Annotated in this window: 14 protein-coding genes; 6 read left to right on the top strand and 8 right to left on the bottom strand. The window is 60.4% G+C overall.

Annotated features, from left to right (window positions below; genetic code table 11):
• The first annotated feature begins 10 nt into the window (after nucleotides 1–10).
• Complete coding sequence (rfbA, locus tag VPA02S_RS08985) at nucleotides 11–910, top strand: glucose-1-phosphate thymidylyltransferase RfbA (RefSeq protein WP_062363417.1); 900 nt, start codon at nucleotides 11–13, stop codon at nucleotides 908–910.
• Nucleotides 907–1,455 (top strand): dTDP-4-dehydrorhamnose 3,5-epimerase, encoded by a 549-nt coding sequence (gene rfbC / locus VPA02S_RS08980; RefSeq protein WP_062363414.1) that lies wholly within the window; start codon nucleotides 907–909, stop codon nucleotides 1,453–1,455. Before rfbA ends, rfbC begins: the two co-directional genes overlap by 4 nt.
• Here rfbC and VPA02S_RS08975 read toward each other — a convergent pair.
• The 4 genes from VPA02S_RS08975 to VPA02S_RS08960 form a co-directional block, all read right to left on the bottom strand.
• On the bottom strand, nucleotides 1,448–2,335 hold the full coding sequence (locus VPA02S_RS08975; RefSeq protein WP_062363412.1) for a GDP-mannose 4,6-dehydratase: 888 nt from the start codon (nucleotides 2,333–2,335) through the stop codon (nucleotides 1,448–1,450). The genes rfbC and VPA02S_RS08975 overlap by 8 nt on opposite strands.
• Nucleotides 2,332–3,369 carry a GDP-mannose 4,6-dehydratase gene (gmd, locus tag VPA02S_RS08970; RefSeq protein WP_062363409.1) on the bottom strand — a complete coding sequence of 346 codons (1,038 nt, stop codon included), beginning with the start codon at nucleotides 3,367–3,369 and terminating at the stop codon, nucleotides 2,332–2,334. The genes VPA02S_RS08975 and gmd overlap by 4 nt, the downstream gene beginning before the upstream one ends.
• 100 nt (nucleotides 3,370–3,469) lie before the next feature.
• Nucleotides 3,470–7,195: a glycosyltransferase gene (locus VPA02S_RS08965; RefSeq protein ID WP_062363406.1), complete on the bottom strand. Its 3,726-nt coding sequence runs from the start codon at nucleotides 7,193–7,195 to the stop codon at nucleotides 3,470–3,472.
• Nucleotides 7,195–8,520: an FkbM family methyltransferase gene (locus tag VPA02S_RS08960; RefSeq protein WP_062363404.1), complete on the bottom strand. Its 1,326-nt coding sequence runs from the start codon at nucleotides 8,518–8,520 to the stop codon at nucleotides 7,195–7,197. The genes VPA02S_RS08965 and VPA02S_RS08960 overlap by 1 nt, the downstream gene beginning before the upstream one ends.
• Before the next feature lie 224 nt (nucleotides 8,521–8,744).
• Between VPA02S_RS08960 and VPA02S_RS08955 the strand changes: the two genes are divergently transcribed.
• Nucleotides 8,745–10,838, top strand: coding sequence for a glycosyltransferase family 4 protein (locus tag VPA02S_RS08955; RefSeq protein ID WP_244883416.1), 2,094 nt, complete (start codon nucleotides 8,745–8,747; stop codon nucleotides 10,836–10,838).
• Here VPA02S_RS08955 and VPA02S_RS08950 read toward each other — a convergent pair.
• Genes VPA02S_RS08950 through VPA02S_RS08940 form a run of 3 tightly spaced genes read right to left on the bottom strand, consistent with a single transcriptional unit; the run spans nucleotide 10,810 to nucleotide 13,778 of the window.
• A complete protein-coding gene (locus VPA02S_RS08950; protein ID WP_062363401.1) occupies nucleotides 10,810–11,556 on the bottom strand; it encodes an ABC transporter ATP-binding protein in 747 nt (248 codons plus the stop codon). The genes VPA02S_RS08955 and VPA02S_RS08950 overlap by 29 nt on opposite strands.
• Nucleotides 11,557–11,559: 3 nt before the next feature.
• The gene (locus VPA02S_RS08945; protein WP_062363399.1) at nucleotides 11,560–12,363 is read right to left on the bottom strand and encodes an ABC transporter permease; all 804 of its coding nucleotides are present in this window, start codon (nucleotides 12,361–12,363) and stop codon (nucleotides 11,560–11,562) included.
• Nucleotides 12,360–13,778 carry a mannose-1-phosphate guanylyltransferase/mannose-6-phosphate isomerase gene (locus tag VPA02S_RS08940; protein ID WP_062363396.1) on the bottom strand — a complete coding sequence of 473 codons (1,419 nt, stop codon included), beginning with the start codon at nucleotides 13,776–13,778 and terminating at the stop codon, nucleotides 12,360–12,362. The genes VPA02S_RS08945 and VPA02S_RS08940 overlap by 4 nt, the downstream gene beginning before the upstream one ends.
• Before the next feature lie 164 nt (nucleotides 13,779–13,942).
• Here VPA02S_RS08940 and VPA02S_RS08935 point away from each other — a divergent pair, with 164 nt between their 5' ends.
• From VPA02S_RS08935 to VPA02S_RS08925, 3 genes are read left to right on the top strand one after another with little or no spacing between them, the layout of a single operon-like run.
• Nucleotides 13,943–15,685 carry a glycosyltransferase family 2 protein gene (locus tag VPA02S_RS08935; protein ID WP_218002172.1) on the top strand — a complete coding sequence of 581 codons (1,743 nt, stop codon included), beginning with the start codon at nucleotides 13,943–13,945 and terminating at the stop codon, nucleotides 15,683–15,685.
• Complete coding sequence (locus VPA02S_RS08930) at nucleotides 15,682–16,686, top strand: glycosyltransferase family 2 protein (protein WP_062363391.1); 1,005 nt, start codon at nucleotides 15,682–15,684, stop codon at nucleotides 16,684–16,686. Before VPA02S_RS08935 ends, VPA02S_RS08930 begins: the two co-directional genes overlap by 4 nt.
• Nucleotides 16,646–17,776, top strand: a complete 1,131-nt coding sequence (locus VPA02S_RS08925; protein ID WP_244883414.1) for a glycosyltransferase family 2 protein — start codon at nucleotides 16,646–16,648, stop codon at nucleotides 17,774–17,776. Before VPA02S_RS08930 ends, VPA02S_RS08925 begins: the two co-directional genes overlap by 41 nt.
• Before the next feature lie 7 nt (nucleotides 17,777–17,783).
• Here VPA02S_RS08925 and VPA02S_RS08920 read toward each other — a convergent pair whose 3' ends face one another.
• Complete coding sequence (locus VPA02S_RS08920) at nucleotides 17,784–19,835, bottom strand: acyltransferase family protein (RefSeq protein ID WP_081247507.1); 2,052 nt, start codon at nucleotides 19,833–19,835, stop codon at nucleotides 17,784–17,786.
• Nucleotides 19,836–19,873 lie beyond the last annotated feature (38 nt).

Raw genomic sequence — 19,873 nt, 5'->3', positions numbered from 1 at the left:
ACACAACACAATGACCACGAAGACCACGCAACGCAAAGGCATCATCCTGGCCGGCGGCTCCGGCACCCGGCTGCACCCCGCCACGCTCGCGCTCAGCAAGCAGCTGCTGCCGGTGTACGACAAGCCGATGATCTACTACCCGCTCAGCACGCTGATGCTCGGCGGCATGCGCGACATCCTGATCATCAGCACGCCGCAGGACACGCCGCGCTTCCAGCAGCTGCTGGGCGATGGCAGCCAGTGGGGCATCAACCTGCAGTACGCGGTGCAGCCCAGCCCCGATGGCCTGGCGCAGGCCTTCATCATCGGCGACAAATTCGTAGGCAATTCGCCGAGCGCGCTGGTGCTGGGCGACAACATCTTCTACGGCCACGACTTCGCGCATTTGCTTGAAGGCGCGAATGCGAAGACCGAGGGCGCGACCGTGTTTGCGTACCACGTGCATGATCCTGAGCGCTATGGCGTCGTGGCCTTCGATGCCAAGGGCAAAGCGAGCAGCATCGAAGAGAAGCCGCTGAAGCCGAAGAGCAGCTACGCCGTGACCGGCCTGTACTTCTACGACAACCAGGTCGTCGACATCGCCAAGGCCGTGAAGCCCAGCGCGCGCGGCGAACTGGAGATCACGGCGGTCAACCAAGCCTATCTCGATCTGGACCAGCTCAGCGTGCAGATCATGCAGCGCGGCTATGCCTGGCTGGACACCGGTACGCACGAGAGCCTGCTGGAAGCCGGCCAGTTCATCGCCACGCTGGAGCACCGGCAGGGCCTGAAGATCGCCTGCCCCGAAGAGATCGCGTGGCGCAATGGCTTCATTGACCGCGAGCAGTTGGCGAGGCTGGCCGCGCCGCTGCAGAAGAACGGCTACGGCAAGTACCTGAACCACCTGCTGGCCGAGGAGGTGCGCTCGTGAAGGCCACGCCGACCGCCATTCCCGAGGTGCTGATCATCGAGCCGAAGGTCTTCGGCGATGCGCGCGGCTTTTTCTATGAGAGCTTCAACGGCAAGGCGTTCGATGAGGCGGTCGGCCGGCACGTCGAGTTCGTGCAGGACAACCATTCGCGCTCGGCCAAGGGCGTGCTGCGGGGCCTGCACTATCAGATCCAGCAGCCCCAGGGGAAGCTGGTGCGTGTGGTGCGCGGGGCGGTGTTCGACGTGGCGGTGGACATCCGCAAGTCGTCGCCGACGTTTGGTCAATGGGTGGGAGTGGAGCTCAGCGAGGACAACCACAGGCAGTTGTGGGTGCCCGAGGGGTTTGCGCATGGGTTTCTGGTGCTGAGCGAGACGGCAGAGTTCTTGTACAAGACCACCGACTACTACGCACCGGCGCATGAGCGGTGCATCAAATGGGACGACGCCAAGCTAGGTATTGCTTGGCCAAGCGTCGGCGCTCATCCTCAGTTGTCGGCCAAAGACCAGGCCGGTGCCGCTCTCATCCAAGCTGAAGTCTTCAGTTGATTGACGCCGCAGTCCTGCCCTTGGCCGCAAGGAGCATTCGCGCGAGTGTTTCCTCGAGTGCAGGCTCGGCCAGAACAGCCCCCTGCTTCGCCAGCAATACCCGGAGCTTGTTGGGGTTGCCGCACAGCCGATGCACCTCGTTTGCCCTGACGAAGGCCGGATTCACTTCAATTCGAGGGCTGTGTGAGGTCATGCGGGCCAACGTCTCGATCACGTAGCGCAGTGCATAGGGGCGCCCCGAACAAATGTTGTAGGCCTCGCCCGGCTCCCCGTGGGCGAGCAGCAGCAAATAGGCATCGCAGACCATTTGCACGTCATTGAACTCGCGCTCGACATCGAGGTTCCCAAGGGCGATCGATGGTGCACGCGCCGCAAAGTGCATGGCGAGTTTCGGAATCAGGAAATTGGCATCTTGCCCGGGGCCGGTGTAGTTGAATGGGCGAGTGATCACCAGATTCAATCGATCTCGGTACGTTCGCGCCATGTACTCCATTGCCAGCTTGCTCATCCCGTAGTGGTTCACTGGCGCTGGCGGCTGGTTCTCGTCGATGGGGGAACGAGCTGTGTTGCCGTAAATGTTGGCGCTGCTGGCCAGAAGGACGCGATCAGGTCGATCAGGCAACTGCACAAGGGCATTCAGAAGATTCGTGGTACCAACCACGTTGACTGCGTAAAACGCGGCATCGTTCGCGTGCCCGACGAAGCTGATGGCCGCCAGATGTACCACAGCCTCCGGAGCGATCTCCAGCACTTCCTTGCGTATTGCTTCGTCGTGAGTCAGATCGGACTGGAGCGGGACGACGGTGTGGCCGGCCGCTACAGCCCTTTCAGCGAACAGGCGACCAGTGAACCCTTCCGCGCCCGTGAGCAAAATCTTCAAAACGAAAACCCCTGCCCGTTGCGTCGAATGTCCGCCTCCACCATCATCTGGCAGAGTTGCTCCAAAGTAGTGGAGGGTTCCCAGCCGAGTTTTTCTTTGGCCTTTGCAGGGTTGCCAATCAAAAGCTCCACCTCGGCCGGACGATAGAACTTCGGATTGATCCGCATCACGGTCTTGCCGGTAGCCGTGTCGACCGCGGACTCCGTCTCTCCTGCGCCTTTGAACTCGACAGTGATGCCAGCGCCCTTGAAAGCCATGCTGACAAAATCGCGCACCGTTTCCGTACGGTTGGTGGCAAGCACGTAAGTGTCCGGCTCGTCGACCTGCAGCATCCGCCACATACCCTCGACATATTCCTTGGCAAAGCCCCAGTCGCGCTTGGCGTCGAGATTTCCTAGCTCCAGCACGTCAAGCTTGCCCAGCTTGATCTTCGCGACGCCATCAGTGATCTTGCGGGTGACGAACTCTCGGCCGCGCAATGGGCTCTCGTGATTGAAAAGGATGCCGCTGCAACCGAAGATGTCATAGCTCTCACGGTAGTTGATGGTCATCCAGTGGGCGTAGAGCTTGGCCACGCCATAGGGGCTGCGCGGGTAGAAGGGAGTGTCTTCTATCTGGGGAATGGCCTGTACCTTGCCGAACATTTCAGAGGTCGAAGCTTGGTAAAAGCGAATCTTGGGATTGACCAGGCGAATGGCTTCGAGCAGGTGAAGCGCGCCGATGCCCGTGATCTGCGCCGTGGCGGCAGGCTGATTGAAGCTGACGCCGACGAAGCTCTGTGCCGCGAGGTTATAGACCTCGTCGGGATTTGCATCTTTGATCAGCGTAATCGAACTGCCGAGGTCCGTCAGGTCGTATTCCACGAGATGAAGGTCCGGATGAGCCTGAATGCCAAGCTCCTCGATACGCCAGAAGTTGACCGAACTGGTGCGGCGATAGGTGCCGTGGACGACGTAGCCTTTTGAAAGCAGTAGCTCGGCCAAGTAGGCTCCGTCCTGGCCTGTGATGCCTGTTACAACAGCGCGCTTTTTCATCGGAGTCTCTTTCCTTCTAACTGAGTGATTGGATAGCTGCATCTACACGTGGGGCATTCGGAATTGCCCGTCATGTCTGGTGGTGCGACTATTGTTGAATTCATGGGTTGCCGAAGAGCGCAGCCTTGAACTGATCGGCGCTCTGCTGCCATGTCAGGTGCGGCATTGTCTCTGAGTGTGGATGCTCTCCTTGACGAAAGAGAGCCAGCCATTGTGCAACTGCTACGGCAAGTTCGTCGCCTGTCGTACCGTCGAAGTAAAACGCATGATCTGCCGCGACTTCTCTGAAAACGGGCAAATTCCTCGCGATGATGGGCAGCTTGTGTATTGCGGCTTCGATCAACGGCAGGCCAAAGCCTTCCCCTTCCGAGGCCAGAAGCAAGCACGCGCAGGTACCGTAGAGCCGTTCCAAGTATTCGTCGCTGATGCCTTCCAGCCAGAAAAGCCGTTTACCGCGTTGTGGATGCCGTCGCAAGCGTTCAATCAGCGCCTCGACCATCCAGCCTGCCTTGCCGACGATGACGAGATTGGCACTGGATCCATCGCGCCAAAGCTGCTCGAATGCACTCAGCGCTTGTTCATGGCCCTTTCGGGGTTCGATGGTGCCGACCATCAGGAAACTGGGATTCGCTGCGATCAGACTCAGAGTCGATGCGGCATCGGACGGCAAGCCGGTCGACGGCGACGAAGAGGATATATCTGCACCAAGATGAAAGGCCCGCACTTTCAGCCCCGCGGCGAGCCGTTCAGGCACGTTCTCCGACAGCCACGCTGTGAATTCATTAGCCACTGAATTGGAGATGGCGAGAACACCATCGTTCTCCGAGATGGCTTTCAGCCAACGCTCATGCAGATCCTTTGCGCCATCGAAAAACCTATTGCTCAGCAGAACCGGAAGCAGGTCGTACACCACAAATTCGACCCGGACGCCGATCTGTCTCAGCTCTCGATAGAACGCAGTCTGTTCCAACACAATATGCGGCTGCAGATCAAGCCCGACGAACACATCGCCGTCTCGGGCATCGATCGGTGCATCCTGCAAGCTCGCGGTCGAGCATCCAAGGAAATGCAGTGAAAATTTTCGCGCATAGTTGTACCCAGGCTCGCCTTTCACGGCGTAGACCGGCTCGATCCGGTAGCCGACCGGAGGAGCTTCGAACAATGCCCATAGCAAGGACTTGACAAGACGTTGAATGCCGCTTTGCCAGTCCCTTTGTACGAGCTCGGACACGTCGACGAAGAGTTGGCGCTCAGGCGTGGGCAGAGGCAGTGCTTGCGCAATGCAGCGGGCTATTTCAATGAGGCCGTTCTCGGAGTGCTGAGGGTCTGATGCTATCGATCTGATCAACCCCGTGCGGCCGTGCTCGGAACGGGTGGCGAAAGATTCAATCGCATTCGAATATGCCTGTGCGCATGCAGCAGGCGCGTGCACGGTTTCAATCAGGTGTTTTCCCCCTAGTCCGAGCGCTCTTGCAACCTCGGGGGATTGACGAAGCCTTTCCAATGCGCCGATCAGTTCATTATCAGCAAATTCGTCTCGCAGCATCGTGACTGCGTCGGAAGGCAAGAACGCCATGGAACCGTTGGCATTCACGACCGTTGGGACTCCTCGGCTCATTGCATCCAATACCGTTCCCGATGTTTCACCTCGGGACAGAGCTCTCAGTTGTACGGCTACGTCCGCAGCGCTCAGATAGCGTTGAAAAGTCTCGGAATCCGCCCACCCGGTAATACTGACGCCAGATTGCCCCTGATCCTGTGCTATTGCTAGCTCCAATCGCTGGCCGTACGCTCCTTTATCGTTCTCTCCGACGAACACCAGCTTGCACCTTGGATCTTGCGCCAATGACGATTGCATCCATGCTTCATGCAAGCGGTGGTTCAACTTCGTGGGGCCAAGCAGACCGAATGCACAGACCAGAAAATCGTCGGGCCGAAGTCCAAGTTCATTGCGAGCGCGAGTCCTAGCGCTTTCGATAGATTCAGGCACGACCCGTAAATGGGGAATGAGTGCCCATTTGTCCGCGAGCGCCGCACCGAACCAATTGGTTGCCAATTCTATTGAATAAGGCGAATGAACAATAACACCCAAGGCGAGACGAAGTACATCGAAGTTGCATGGGTATTTGAAGATGATCTCCGCAGAGTCCGCTGCCTTGAATCGATCAACCGCGGCTCGATAGCCATGGGACTCGTAGAGCGCGTGTGTCCAATTGAAAGCCTCACGCCCAACGATCTCCCGGTGGGCCTGAACACCGCTCAGGTAGAAGTCGTGCAAGACGACGACGCCTGGTACATCCTGCAGCAGCCCAAACATATGCTGGTGAAACTCGGAATTGCCGAAGTGATATAGCACTCGATCGAATGCCGATGCATTGCGGCGAAACCATTCGACGGTGCGCAGTGGGAACGAGCCAGGCATTTCGCGCGTGTCGACTGCCTTGAGGTCCGTAATGAGTTCAATGTCGTAGAACTTTGCAAGCTCAGGCAGCAGTTCGGCGCTGTAGTTCGCAATGCCGCTGCGTTCGGGCGGCAGCGGCGATACATAAGCCAAGCGAGGGCGTGGCTTGCTGGTTGCGGTGCTTGATGCCACAGAGACGGCGCGAGACCTCAATTCATGCAACTGCTCGAATGCCATGAGGGCGCGTCGGGCCGATTCGTCCCACGAGAACTTCTTGCTCTGTTGGACGCCATGGTCGACCAAAGCACTTCGAAATCCATCATCGCTGAGCGCCTGTGACATCTTCGCGGCAATGGCCTTGTCGTCGCGCGGATCGAAGAGCGCGTCGCTCCATCCGATCACCTCGGGCAGGCTGGATGTGTTAGCACCGATCACGGGAGCGCCGCACAGCATGGCTTCCAGAGCGGGCAGGCCAAATCCCTCGTGCCATGAAGGGAAAACGAACAGCGCGCACAGGTTATAGAGATCGACCAGGTCCTGTTCGGGCACAAACCCCGTAACGGCTACATCTCCCTCAGCCAGCCCTTGTCGCCGAGCCAGTTCAAGAAGTGCCTCGCGGTCCTCCGGTCGCGCCGAACATACGATTGCAAGCTGATGTTGTGCGCGCAAGATTGCGGGGAGCAATGCAAATGCTCTAACCAAGCCCTCGATGTTTTTCCGGTGATCGATGCCACCGGTGTACATCACAAACGGCTTGTGCATACGGTAGCGCTCGCGCAATTCCCGAGCGCGCTCTGGAGAGACATCGATCTTTCTGAAATGATCGCTGGCAGCCGTCGACACATTGACGCAGCGTGCCGCATCCAGTCCCAGATGAGTGAGGCCCTCTTGCCTCGACGACTCCGAGATGGCAAGCCAAAGGCTGCCCCTTCGCATCGCCTCTACCTTGCCCATGTACCAGTCGCGCATGACTGGGTTGTTGAGATAAGGATGTGGGTTGATCAGTGGAATCAGATCGTAAAGTGTGACCGCCGTGGGCGTTCGCGCAAATCGGCCGACGCTGGTAACTGCTTCATCGCTCAAACCCTCGAAAAGGCTCGATACATGCACAGCATCAGGCATCAGACTAGCTAGGAATGTTTCATAGAGCTTTTCGTCTGCCAAAACATCGCCTGATGTTCTGGCCGCGGATCCGGACCGAGCGGCCGGACGCCAAACTTTGATGCAGGCGGGATCAATCAGCCCCTTAACAGCGGCGTTGATATCGTCCGCCGCATCAAAAAAGCGCCCATTCAACACAATCAAGAGCTCATGAGTGCCGGCCTGGCGCAACATCGCTTGCGCCAGCGATAGTGAATAGCGCCCGATACCCCGGTGTCTGCTGCCGCTCGATTGGGCTCCTTGCAAGTCAATGACAATTCGCATCAGGCAGGTTCCGATCGGTGCTGGCGTTTAAGGATTTGGAGTTGTCTGTACACCAACGCGGTTTCCGGAGACATTGACAAAGGTTTTTCGGGTTCCGGGGGGGGCGCCGATTCTGGTGCCGGAGCCAGAATCGTTTGCAAACGGCGCCTCAACGGTGGGGCGCAACTCAGAACGAATGCGGCGGAGCGCTTCAATATGGGATGCCGCCCTATCACAATGGCCGCAATGCGAAGCGCCGTCTTGATTCGGCGTTTTGTCCCGCTAGTGATGCGGCCATCTGCAATGGCCGTTGCCAATCGCCGGAGGGAAGTTTGGCTTGTGAGCGAGGCACGTGCTTCTGCATCGAGAGCCCGGTCATTTGCGTGTCGGACGTTCGCTTCGGCGATGGCAGTTCGCGCTTCAGCTTCGACCGCCCGCATTGCCGCAAGGTGGGCCTGATTCGTTGCTTCCTCGAGCCTCTCCTTTACCTTCTCGAATTGAGTCTTTACGCTGCTGAGTTCGGCCTTTTTCTTGAGCTCGACTTGAACCAATTCGGCACGGCTGGCTGCAAGCTGTTCTGTGTAGGAGTGCAGTTCTGCTTTATGGCGCGCGATCAACCCGTTACACCATGTTCCCGAGAAGCCGCTGAGCTCTACGTTGTCGAACACGTTCGGAGGGGTCTGGAGCGCGGAGAGCAGATTCGCGTGCTCTGTCGCAACATAGAAGCGATTGAGCCCATCGAAGTAGGCGAACTGGTAGTCTGCCTTGACCAGAGTGCGCTCGACGCCTTCGTAGTGTTGCTCGGTTGACAATGGCACTGTCGCCTCGACCACAATGATCCATGGCCGCAGCAGCTTGCTGTCCCAGCCTCGAAGAACCGCTTCCTCCATTCCTTCGACGTCGATCTTCAGCCAATGCACGGCACTTCCCTCTAGGAAGGCCAACGCGGTCTTCATTGGAAGCATAGGCGTTGGGATTGTCCTGTGCGCAAAGCCGTGTGCTGCCTGATGACTTTCAGCGTAGGCTTTCACTCCCGTGCTGAGTCCGGTGCCCTCGATGATGTTGAGTTCAAATATGCCGGCGCTGTCCGAAAGCGCAAGCTGCAGCACGACCTCGTCCGGCCGGTCCTGCCTGAGCAACTCCGCATAGTGCGGCACAGGTTCGACATGAACGCCGCGCCATCCTTGCTCGTAAAAAGCCTTGCTGACGGAATCCACCACGGGATGCTGCGCGCCGATGTCGACATAGACGCCGGCAGGTACGTGCTTCAGCGCCCGCCAGAGCATGACGTCCTCGAAATTTTGCGCGTACGAGGTGAAGACCTTAGGGCTGTTTTTCTGAGTCATTTGCGACTTGCGGCTGGCCGCTGTCCTCCCGGGAGAAATGCATGTTTTCGCGAAACCCTTGACATTTTACAAGGTGGGATGATCGATTCTTGGCATGATGGCGTCATACAAGAAAACTACCAAGATGATGTTACGTTTGCCCTTGAAAGTGCCTTACTGCGATGCGAGGGCTTGATTCATTACGCCGAGCGGCGCGCAGAGTGCCCAAGGCTGCGTTTTGGCTGATGACGCCCTGGCGCATGCGGGAGCGACTGCAGTTTCTGCGTGAAAGGGCGGCTCGAGAGAAGAAAACTCAGGCGCTGGTGCACTTGATCGACCGAGAGCGGTCGAGGTTGGAGGCGCTCCGTAGCGGAGGCCGAGATGTTGATGTCTCTGGACTCGACCTCTACAACATCGACGATGTACTTGAAGCGGCAGGGTTGCCCCGAGAACAGGTTTCCTGGAAGCCGATCCCCGTGACCTCCATTGAAGACCGACATACTGCTGCGCGTTTTCTTATCGATACGTTTCGGCAACGGCAGGACCTTCGCAATCGTTTTCCCGCAGCATTTTCTGCTCCGGATGGCGGCGGGCTTGCCGATTGGCTTCGTGGGCACGGCGGGCAGGGGGATCTGGGGCTGACCCCGGAAAGCAGTCAGCATCTGGTTTCACTTCTTTCCGATGACTTTGCAGCCAGAGCAAGGCAGGCCTTTCTGGCCAGCGACGAGATCAGAGCGGTTTTGCCTCACGGCTTGCTGCCTTCAGGTCGACGCAGCCTCTTTCGATGGTTCATGCAGCACGGACTCGAGTCGAATGGCCTTGTCCTTGAAGAAGTCTGGTGGTTGTTCCTGCAAGCAGAGGGAAACCCTCGTGCCGAGTTGGTGCGGGCTTTCTTGTTCACGCCGGATTGGCAGCGGCGTTTTCCTGATGCGTTGACTGTTTTTGGCTGGTCTCGCTTCTTGGAATGGATCAACCAGACCTATGGGGCGGGCAGCGCGCCGCAAGATGTAGCCGCATCTTCCGATCTTCTCGACCCGGTACTACAGATTCGTGCAGGGTATTGGGCGCATACCGCTTGGCAAACTGTCCACCCCCAAGCACTGTCGAACGCGACAGCTGCGCGGGCACTGCTCGAATGGCTCATATCTGACGCGGAAGCGCAGATCGAACCCGAGGCGCGCGCATGGTGTGCAGGCCTGGACAAAGGCTCGCTGATTCCACGTGTGCTACAGGAAACAGCCAATGTTGTTGGACATTTCTGCTACCCCTCAGGGCTGCGTGTTTCCGTGGAGGCCATGGTTGGGGCTCTAGGGCTCGCGGGCCTGCGGACATCGCTTCGCGATGTAAGGACGGATGCGCGGGACGACCCTCAACATGTGCGTTTCGATGGGTTGGAATCAGGCGATATCACGATTATTCACGTCCAACCGGAGCCCTTCTTCGCTGAGGTCTACGCGAGAGCGGATCTCGCAGAGCGCACGCCGCGCACCTATCGCATCGCGTATTGGTACTGGGAATTTGATTCAATACCGGAGAGTTGGTGCGCCCATGCTGAACAGGTCGATGAAGTCTGGACGGCGACCGAGTTCATTGCGCGCGGCTTGCGCGAGCGTTTGGCCATCCCGGTACGAACACTCTTTCCCGGTGTGACGCTGGCGCCGTTCCAAGGGCGCGATCGCGCATATTTCAATCTGGCTGCGGGGCGCTTCACGTTCCTGTTCACCTTTCACATGGTGAGCGTTATGGAGCGCAAGAACCCTCTGGGTCTCATTCGTGCATTCAAGATGGCTTTTCGTGCCGATGAACCTGTCACGCTTGTCCTGAAGACATCGTTCGGCGATCGGCATCCGGTGCAGTTGCAGGAACTGCGCGGTGCGGCCGCCGATTTTCCCGGCATCACGATCATCGACGAGGTTTTTAGCTCGGACGACGTTCTGTCGCTCATGCACGCCTGCGATGCCTATGTCTCTCTCCATCGCAGCGAGGGCCTCGGCTTGACAATGGCGGAGGCGATGCTGATGGGCAAACCTGTGATCGCAACAGGCTTCTCGGGCAATATGGATTTCATGGACGAAGACAACAGTCTTCTGGTGTCGTACGAGAGGGTCAAGGTCGGCAGGCCCATACCCCCCTACGATGCAGAACTCGAATGGGCGGAGCCTTCGGTCGAGCATGCCGCGCAGCTCATGCGCAAGCTTTACGACAACCCTGAATATGCGCGGGAGATCGGTGCGCGCGGTAAGTCGAGCGCCGAGATCAATCTTTCCCTGGAAAGCGCAGGCCGTCGTATGGCGGATCGACTCGCGGAAATCAGGACGCTGCAGCGTTCTCGGAAATGAAGCTCGACATGTCATCGGTTACTTGAACGACACGTCCGTGCTCCATGTGGATCACGCGATTGCATTCCTTGGCGATCAGCGTTGGGGAGTGGGAGGCCAAAACCAGGATCCCGGACTTTGCCACCACGTCTCGCATGCGCTTCTCGGCTTTCTCTGTGAACTCGGCGTCGCCCACTGACAGCCATTCATCCATGAGGAGGATGTCTGCTTCAACGCTGGTCGAGATCGAGAACGCCAGCCGCATCATCATGCCCGTCGAGTAGGTGCGCACCGGCATGTTGACGTATTCACCCAAGCCGCTGAACTCGCAGATTTCTGGCGTCAGCTTATCGAGTTGCTTCTTGCTCATGCCCATGACGAGGCCACGCAGCATGATGTTTTCGATGCCGGTGGCGTCCATCTCGATGCCCAGCGAAGGGTCGATCAGGCTGGCTACGGTGCCTTGGCGTGTGAATTCGCCCGCGGATGGCTCGTAGACCCCGGCCAAGGTACGCAGCAGGGTCGACTTGCCCGCGCCGTTGTGTCCCACCAAGCCCAGCCGATCACCGCTCTTGAGTTCGATGTTGACGTCGCTGAGCGCTTGCACAACCGTGACGCCGGTTTCCTTGCCGAAGCGGCCACCAGTAACTGACGCAGCCAGCGTCTTCTTGAGCGACGCCGCACCGGCTCCATAGATCGGGAAGTTGACGGCGACATTTTTGAGGGAGATGAATGCCATGGATCAGAGCCAATAAACGACGCGGCGGCGATATTTCGAAAACAGGACCGTGGAAGCCGCGAGGCATACAACCGTCCAAGCGAGGATGCCCAGCCAACTGTGCAGCTCGGCGACGCCGCCCATCAAAGGCGTACGCAGCAGGTCCAGCATTTGCGCAAAAGGATTCCACAGGATGTATTGAGCGCGCCCCGGAAGGCTCTCGGGAAGCCAGAAAACGGGCGTCAGGAACATCAGCATCTGCATCACGCTGGTCACGATCTGGGTCACGTCACGGTAGCGCGTGCAGATCAGGCCGAGCAGCAGGCCAAGGGCATGCGCGTTGATGACCAGGATCGCAAAGGCCGGCAGCACGAGCAGTACCGACCATGACAGTGAAATGCCGGCCCAGAGCGCCACCGGGATATACAGCACGATCTGGTGCGCGAACTGAATCAGGTTGCGTGCGATGCTGCGCCAGACAAAGAGGCTGATCGGAAAGTAGCCTTGCTTGAGGTAGTTCGATGAGCCGACGAAGGCATTGCAGGCATCTGTAACCACGCTGGAGAAGAAGCCCCAGAAGATGATCCCAAGAGCCAAATGCGGGAAGAACTTGGAAAGCTCCGTGCCAAAAAGCGAGCTGTACAGCGGGCCCATGCCGCCGATCATTGCGCCCATGCTCAGCGTGAGCCACAGTGGTCCCAGCATCGAGCGCCGATAGCGCAGAACAATGTCGAACCAGGCCAGGGTCCACCAGATGTCCGTCCGGCGGGTGCCCTCCCACCAATCAGAAAGCGCGCTTCGATGAAGATTGGAATGAACTTGACTCATGCACGTCCGTAGGTGTCTGCGAGACGAACGATGTCGTCTTCGCCAAGGTAGTCGCCACACTGGACTTCGATGAGTACCAGCTCTTCTTGGCCTGTATTGGTCAAGCGGTGTTTTTCTCTCAATGGAATATAGCGGTACTGGCCGGGAAGGGTCTCATGCTCCACTTCGCCGATCTGCACGATACCGCGCCCCTGAACCACAACCCAGTGTTCTGCGCGCTGATGGTGATACTGCAATGACAGCGATTCACCGGGTTTCACGGTAATGCGCTTCACTTTATAGCTGTCCTCTTCCTTCAAGGCAGCATAAGTCCCCCATGGGCGATGGACCACTGCAGGCAGGGTGACGGCTTCGTGCTTGCGCTCCTTGAGGATGTCGACGACTTTCTTGACTTGCTGGGCGCTGCCTTTATGGGCGACCAGCAGTGCATCAGGTGTGTCGACAATCACGAGGTCGTGCACGCCCAAGGTCGCGACCAGCTTGGGACCGTGGCTGTCGACCTGCACGTGGGTTCCCGTGGTGTCGATTGCAACGGCGTCCGAAGGCATGGTGTTGCCGCTCGCATCAGGGGTATGCGCGCTGGCAACTGCCGGCCAGGAGCCCACGTCGCTCCAACCGAATTTGGCCGGTACCACATGAACGTTGTCTGCCGCTTCCATGACGGCATAGTCAATGCTGATGTCCGGCTGAAGCCCGAAGGAGTGCAGGTCGAACTGCATGGCGCCGTTGGCTTCCTGTGCCGAGTCGAGCGTCTTGCGCGCCGCCGCCAAAAGCTCGGGCGCATACTTTTCGAAGGCCGCAACGATGGCATCGGCCGTGAAGCAGAACATTCCGCTGTTCCAGTAATAGCGGCCGGTGGCCAGATATTCCTGCGCGGTCTCGAGATCGGGCTTTTCCACGAAGCGTTTGACCGGCTGCGCTTCTCGCGAAACCTTGGCAACTTCGACATAGCCGAAGCCGGTGTCCGGGCTGGTCGGGTTGATCCCGAAGACCACCAGGGCGCCCTGTGTTGCGAGACGGAATGCCTGCTGCGCACTGGCCACGAAAGCCTCGACGTCCGGTACCAGGTGGTCGGCAGAGAGCACCAGCATGACCGTGTCGCCGCTGTATTGGCGGATGCACTGCAACGCCGCAAGGGCGATGGCCGGACCCGTGTTCCGGCCCTTGGGCTCGAGCAGCAGCGTCGTTTGGGGCGGGTCTACCATCTGGCCCAGCACGTCCTTCGTGAGGAACACATGGTCCTTGTTGGTGACGATCATGAGATCGCCGGTTCCGCAAGCCTGGCCGCGCTCGATGGCCTGCTGCAGCAAGGTCGATTCCCCAAGCTTCATGAAAGGCTTGGGAAAAGCCTGCCGCGATGCTGGCCAAAGCCGGGAACCGGCCCCCCCCGAGAGCACAACTGAAAGGACGCGCATTTTTTATAGGTGTGTGAAGAAGAGGATAATTTTACCGGCTCCAGTTTCCGGGGCCGGTAACCAGTGGAAGCCGCTTTCTTTCGTGATGACCTCGAGCAATGTTCAGTAAGCCCACGCTGCCAGCCGCGCAGCCCCATATCCGGCGACGCGGGCTCGAGGGCGGCTTGAGCAGTGCGCAGCTTCAGCGCCAGATCGCATTGCTCGAGCACGAGTCGAAGTCCTTGGAAGCGCAGATCCTGGGGATGCAGCGGTCGACCAGTTGGCGTATCACAGCGCCGCTGCGCTGGGCGAGCCGGCATATTCAACGCGTCGTGCGGGGTGTGTCCTTGCCGCAGGTTGAGGAACGCGGAGACTACACCGATTGGGTCGAGCGTTACGACGGGCGCGATACGGCCGGCCACGATCGCAAGCGCCGGGAAGTCGATGCCTGGCCGAAGCGTCCGCGTTTGCTGCTGATGCCCGCAGGTGAATTGGGCGCAGGCTCACTTGACGCACAGTGGTACAGCGAATGGACGAGGCAGCCGGCCGGATCATTGCGCAGCGACTTCAGGGCTGCGGCTTCCGCCGACTGGGTCATCTGGATCGAACCGGGCTGCACGCTGCCGCCGCACGCGCTGTGGGCTATTGCCCACCAGGTTGTTGCGCACCCCGACGCCCGCTTGATCTATGCCGACGAAGACGAGCTGGGTGCAGACGGAAAGCGCATCCGTCCATTTTTCAAGCCCGACTGGAATCAGGACCTTTTCCTCGGCCGCAATCTCTTTTCCTCATGGGTTGCCATGGAGGCCGGCCTGTTCGATGAAGTCGGCGGACTTCGTGCAGAGTTGGCGCCGCCCGAACAGGGCTATGACCTCGCGCTGCGCTGCGTGGAGCGTGTTGGCAGTGAGCAGATACGCCACATTCCACACGTGCTCGCTCATCGCCATGCTTCCGAGGCCGAGCCCGGTGGCCGTCCGGCGGGTGTCGCCGTGCTGAATGCCCATTTCGAGCGAGTCGGCACCGCAGCCAGGGCCGAGGCCACGCAGTTTGGCTATCGCACCCACTATGCGTTGCCCTCTTCGCCGCCGCTGGTTTCACTCATCATCCCGACGCGCAACGCATTGCCGCTGGTGCAGCAGTGCATCGAGAGCATCGTGCTCGAGACGGACTATCCGAACTACGAAATCCTGCTGGTAGACAACGGATCGGACGACCCTGAAGCGCTTGCCTACTTTGCCGCGCTTGATGCACAGCAGGGCATCACGGTCATCCGCGACGAGCGTCCGTTCAACTACTCGGCGCTGAACAATGCGGCGGTTGCAAGGGCGCAGGGCGAGCTTGTTGCGCTGCTCAACAATGACATCGAGGTCGTCTCGCCCGACTGGCTCGCGGAGATGGTGTCGATTGCCTTGCAGCCAGGGGTGGGCGCTGTTGGCGCGAAGCTGCTTTATCCCGACACGACTGTCCAGCACGGGGGCGTGATTCTCGGCGTAGGTGGTATCGCAGGCCACGCACACAAGCACCTGGCGCGTTCGGACCTCGGCCATGGCGGACGTGCACAGCTTGCGCAGTCTTTCAGCGCCGTGACTGCGGCCTGCTTGGTTGTGCGCAAGGCGCTTTACGAGCAAGTCGGCGGCCTCGACGAGGCGCATCTTGGCGTTGCCTACAACGACGTCGATTTCTGCCTGCGCTTGCGCGAAGCCGGATTCCGCAACGTCTGGACGCCCTGGGCCGAACTGCTGCATCATGAATCTGCCACGCGCGGGCTCGAGGTGGCGGCCGAGTCGCGGAATCGGCTGGCGGCCGAGGCGGCGGTCATGCAGGACCGCTGGGGCAAGCTCATCGCGCACGATCCAGCCTACAACCCCAACCTGACGCTCGATAGCGAAGATTTCGATCTTGCGTGGCCGCCGCGTACGTCCCTATGAACACCGCCCGTCCCCTCGAAGTCTCCGTCGCGCTCTGCACACACAACGGTGCTCGCTTCCTGCGCGAGCAGGTGCGCAGCATCTGCCTGCAAACTCTTCCGCCGGTCGAGATCGTGCTCTCGGACGACGCCTCCCGCGATGACTCGGTGGCGGTGGTTCGCGCTACGGTGGCCGAATGCGCCGCCGAACGGCCCGGGTCTCCGGTGGCGCTACGGGTGCTGGAAAACGCCACCCCCTTGCGGGTCGTCAAGAATTTCGAGCAGGCCATCAGTGCGTGCACCTGCGAGCTGATTGCGCTGAGCGACCAGGACGATGTGTGGGCGCCCGATCGGCTTGCGCAGATGGTGGCGCGCTTTCAGCAAGATGACGATCTGCTGCTGCTGCACACCGACGCGCGCCTTGTCGATGCGGGTGGGAACGACCTCAAACAGTCCCTGTTCCACGCGCTCGAGGTCACCCCGTCCGAAATCGAGCGTATCCATGGGGGCCGTGCTTTCGACGTGTTTCTTCGCCGGAATCTCGTCACCGGTGCGACCACGGTGTTTCGCCGGTCGCTGCTTGCAGACGCCTTGCCGCTGCCCGTTGAATGGGTCCACGACGAGTGGCTGGGCATCGTGGCGTCGGCGGTAGGGCGTGTCGATTTTCTGGAGAAGCCGCTCATCGACTATCGCCAGCATGAGTCCAACCAGATTGGCGCGCGGCGCGACACTTTCGTCGAGAAGATCCGCAAGGCGCTTGCATCGCGGGGAAATACGCACGTCGAGCGCGCCATCAAGGCCGAGCTTCTCCTGGAGCGTCTTCTGCAGATCGGCGACCGCGTCTCGCCCGAGATCATTGCCAAGGTCCGCAGCAAGATCGAGCATCAGCGTTTTCGAGCCGCATTGCCCGCGTCCCGGCTGGCGCGGTGCATTCCCATCTTTCGCGAAGCCATGACAGGCCGCTACGACAAGTTCGGCCGCGGTGTACGCGGCGTGGTTCGCGACCTTTTCGAATCTGTGTAGGCTCGCCCCAACAGAGCCAAGCCAAAAAACAATGATCCCAACGAACGCCCCCGCCGTGCCCGCCATCGACTCCATGCCCCTGTGGCCCAGCGTGGTGGTGATCATCCCGTTCTATAACGGCGCCGATTTCATCGAGCGCTCGGTGCGCAGCGTGTTCGAGCAATCGGTGCCCGCAGCCGAGGTGATTGTGGTGAACGATGGCTCGCGGCCGGAGGAGCGCGCGGCGCTCGACGGGCTTGCGGAGCGCTATCCCTTCCGCATTCTCGACAAGGAGAATGGAGGACAAGGCTCCGCACGCAACGCCGGAGTGGCAGCCTCCATTTCCGACTTCATCTGCTTTCTGGACCAGGACGACTTTTACCTGCCCAACCACATCGAGACGCTGGCGTCTTCGATCCCGCAGGACGATCGCCTGTTCGGCTTTGTCTATGCTGACCTGTACGAAGCCGACGCCGATGGAAACGTGATCCGCACCGGCGTTGTGAAGGAGCATGCGACGCATCCCAAGCGAAACATCAACGATCTGCTGCGGCACGACATGTTCGTGCTGCCATCGGCCACGCTGATCAGCCGCAAGGCCTTCGAGGCCGTGGGCGGGTTCGACTCGCAGTTCATGGGCTTCGAGGACGATGACCTCTTCCTGCGCGTGTTCCGCAAGGGCTACAGCAACTACTTTGTCGACAAGGCCGTGACGGTGTGGTGCATCCATACGGCAAGCACCTCGTTCGGCATTCGCATGATCCGCAGCCGCTTCAAGTACTTCAAGAAGCTGGTGCAGATGTTTCCCGACGAGCACCAGCGCGGTCGCTACTACTTCCGCGATTGCCTCGTGCCCCGGTTTCAGCCCTACTTCGTCAACCATGCGATCGAGTCGATCAAGAATGACGACCAGTATCGCGAGGAAATGACCGCGATCCTCTTCGAGTACGGCGCGATGGTGCTGGCCAACCCCTATGTCGGCCGCAAGAAGAAGCTGCGCCTGCGGACCACGCTGTTTCTGCTGAAGCACAGCTCGCCCGGCATGGTGCGCTTGGTCGGGGCGATCACGCGGCTGCCGGGTGTGCGCAGTCTGCGGAGGCTCTATTCCTGAGTTCTAGCTAGCGCCCCGTGACCGGCACGGTTGCGGGTGTTTGCTGCTGCTTCTGCGTACTCATCGCCACGTCGATGTACGTTGCGAACTTGCGCACGTACTCGGCCCGCAAGTGCCCCGCGTCCTTGTAGATGGGCGTGGCGTCGGCGTCCGCCCGGGTGCACTGGGTGCCCTTGCAAAGCGTCGGAATGGGGTCGATCACGATGGCGCCGCTTCGGATCGCGATCTGGCGCATGCGCTCGTGGAGGGCCCTTTGCGCTGAAACCCATTCCGTCGTGGGCGACATCGGCGCCACGCTCATGTTGCCGAGCCGCCCTCCCTTCACGAACTCCTCGGGCCCATACCCCTCCCCCACCGGGTTGTCCAGCACCAGATAAACCTGCTTGTGTTTCGCAAGATTCGTCATCACCGCCTCCAGCATGTTGAGCGCCAGGTCCACGCCGCCGCCGCCCATGAAGCGGTGCTTGGTCTTGCCGTCGGAGTAGTAGTAGCGGTCGGCCTCGGCGTTGGCGGCGTTGGGCTTGCCGGTTTCCGAGAAGTAGCAGTTCCAGCAGCCGCCGAACACCACTGCGTCGAACTTGTCGCTGATGGCCAGGCGCATGGCGCCGTCGCGGCGTTCGCCGCAGAGGTTGTTCTTTTCGTCGACCACGTTGGGAATGGGCGGGCAGGCGCCCCAGGTGGCGAAGGAGAGCGAATCGAGGGTGTCGGGCGCGATCTTGTTCAGCTCCACGGCGCGCGGGCCGTATTGCTCGATGTGGCTGTCGCCGAACAGCAGCACGCGGCGCTTGCCGTGGCCGATCTGCTGGAGCACCTCGCCATCGACCTTGATCGGGCTGAGCCCGTCCGGGTAGCCCCAGTCCTTGGCAGCCGCGGCCGTCTTGTTGAAGTAGGGGTCGCTGTGCCGCCCGACGTAGTAGCGCGTGGCCGCCAGCGTGCCCAGCACCACGAAGCCCACCATCAGCGCCACCAGCACGGAGATCACGGTGTTGCTCTCGCTGCGGCGCGTGCCGCGCTCGACAAAGCGGTAGGTCAGCCAGGCCAGCACGACGGCCGCCAGCAGCATCAGCGCGCGCAGGCCGTTGGAGGGCAGTTCGCCCTCGACGATGCGCGCGTAGACCAGCAGCGGCCAGTGCCACAGGTACAGCGGATAGCTGATGAGGCCGACCCACACCATCGGCCTGGAGGCGAGCACGTAGCGGTTGAGCACGCCGGTCGGGCCGGCCGCAATGCAATAGAAGGCGCCCAGCGTGGGCAGGATGGCCCAGAACCCCGGAAACGCCTTGCCGCCGCGGATGAATGCAAGGCCCAGGCCGATCAGCACCAGACCGGCAATCGACTGCGCATGGCGGCCCCAGCCCGGCTTGGGCAGCGGACGGTGCAGCCGCATGTACGCCAGCATGCCGCCGATCATCAGCTCCCAGAAGCGCGACAACGGCGAATAGAACGCGGCCTCCCGGTGGCTGTGGATGGTCGCGACGTTGAGCAGGAACGACAGGGCCGCCACCGCGCCCACCACCGTGAGCACGCGCCACTTGCGCTTCCATGCCAGGCCCAGCAGCACGGGCCAGAAGATGTAGAACTGCTCCTCGATGGCCAGCGACCACAGATGCAGCAGCGGCTTGGTCTCGGCCGCGTTGTCGAAGTAGCCGGCCTCGCTCCAGAAGGCGAAGTTCGAGACGAAGCCGGCGCCCGCCGCCACGTGCTTGCCGAGCTGCTCCCACTCGTGCGGCAGCAGCGCCCACCAGCCGAAGGCGAAGGTCGCGGCCAGCACCAGCACCAGCGCCGGAAAGATGCGCTTCACGCGGCGCGCGTAGAACTCGCGGTAGCTGAACCCGTCGCCCTCGAAGCTGCCCAGGATGATCGTGGTGATCAGGAAGCCCGAGATGACGAAGAAGATGTCGACCCCGATGAAGCCGCCCTTGATCCACTGCGGGAACGCGTGGTAGCCGAGCACCGAAAGCACGGCGACGGCGCGCAGGCCGTCGATGTCGGGTCGGTACTTGGGATGAAGCAGGTGGGCGTGTTCCTGCGGGGCTGTCGGGCTGCTCGTGGTCGTCATCGTCGTGGTTGGGAGGGGACGGCGCCTGCGGTCTCTGC

It is taken from the genome of Variovorax paradoxus NBRC 15149 (genome assembly GCF_001591365.1).
Lineage (GTDB): Bacteria > Pseudomonadota > Gammaproteobacteria > Burkholderiales > Burkholderiaceae_C > Variovorax > Variovorax paradoxus.
This window is presented reverse-complemented; position numbering and strand designations above follow the sequence as displayed.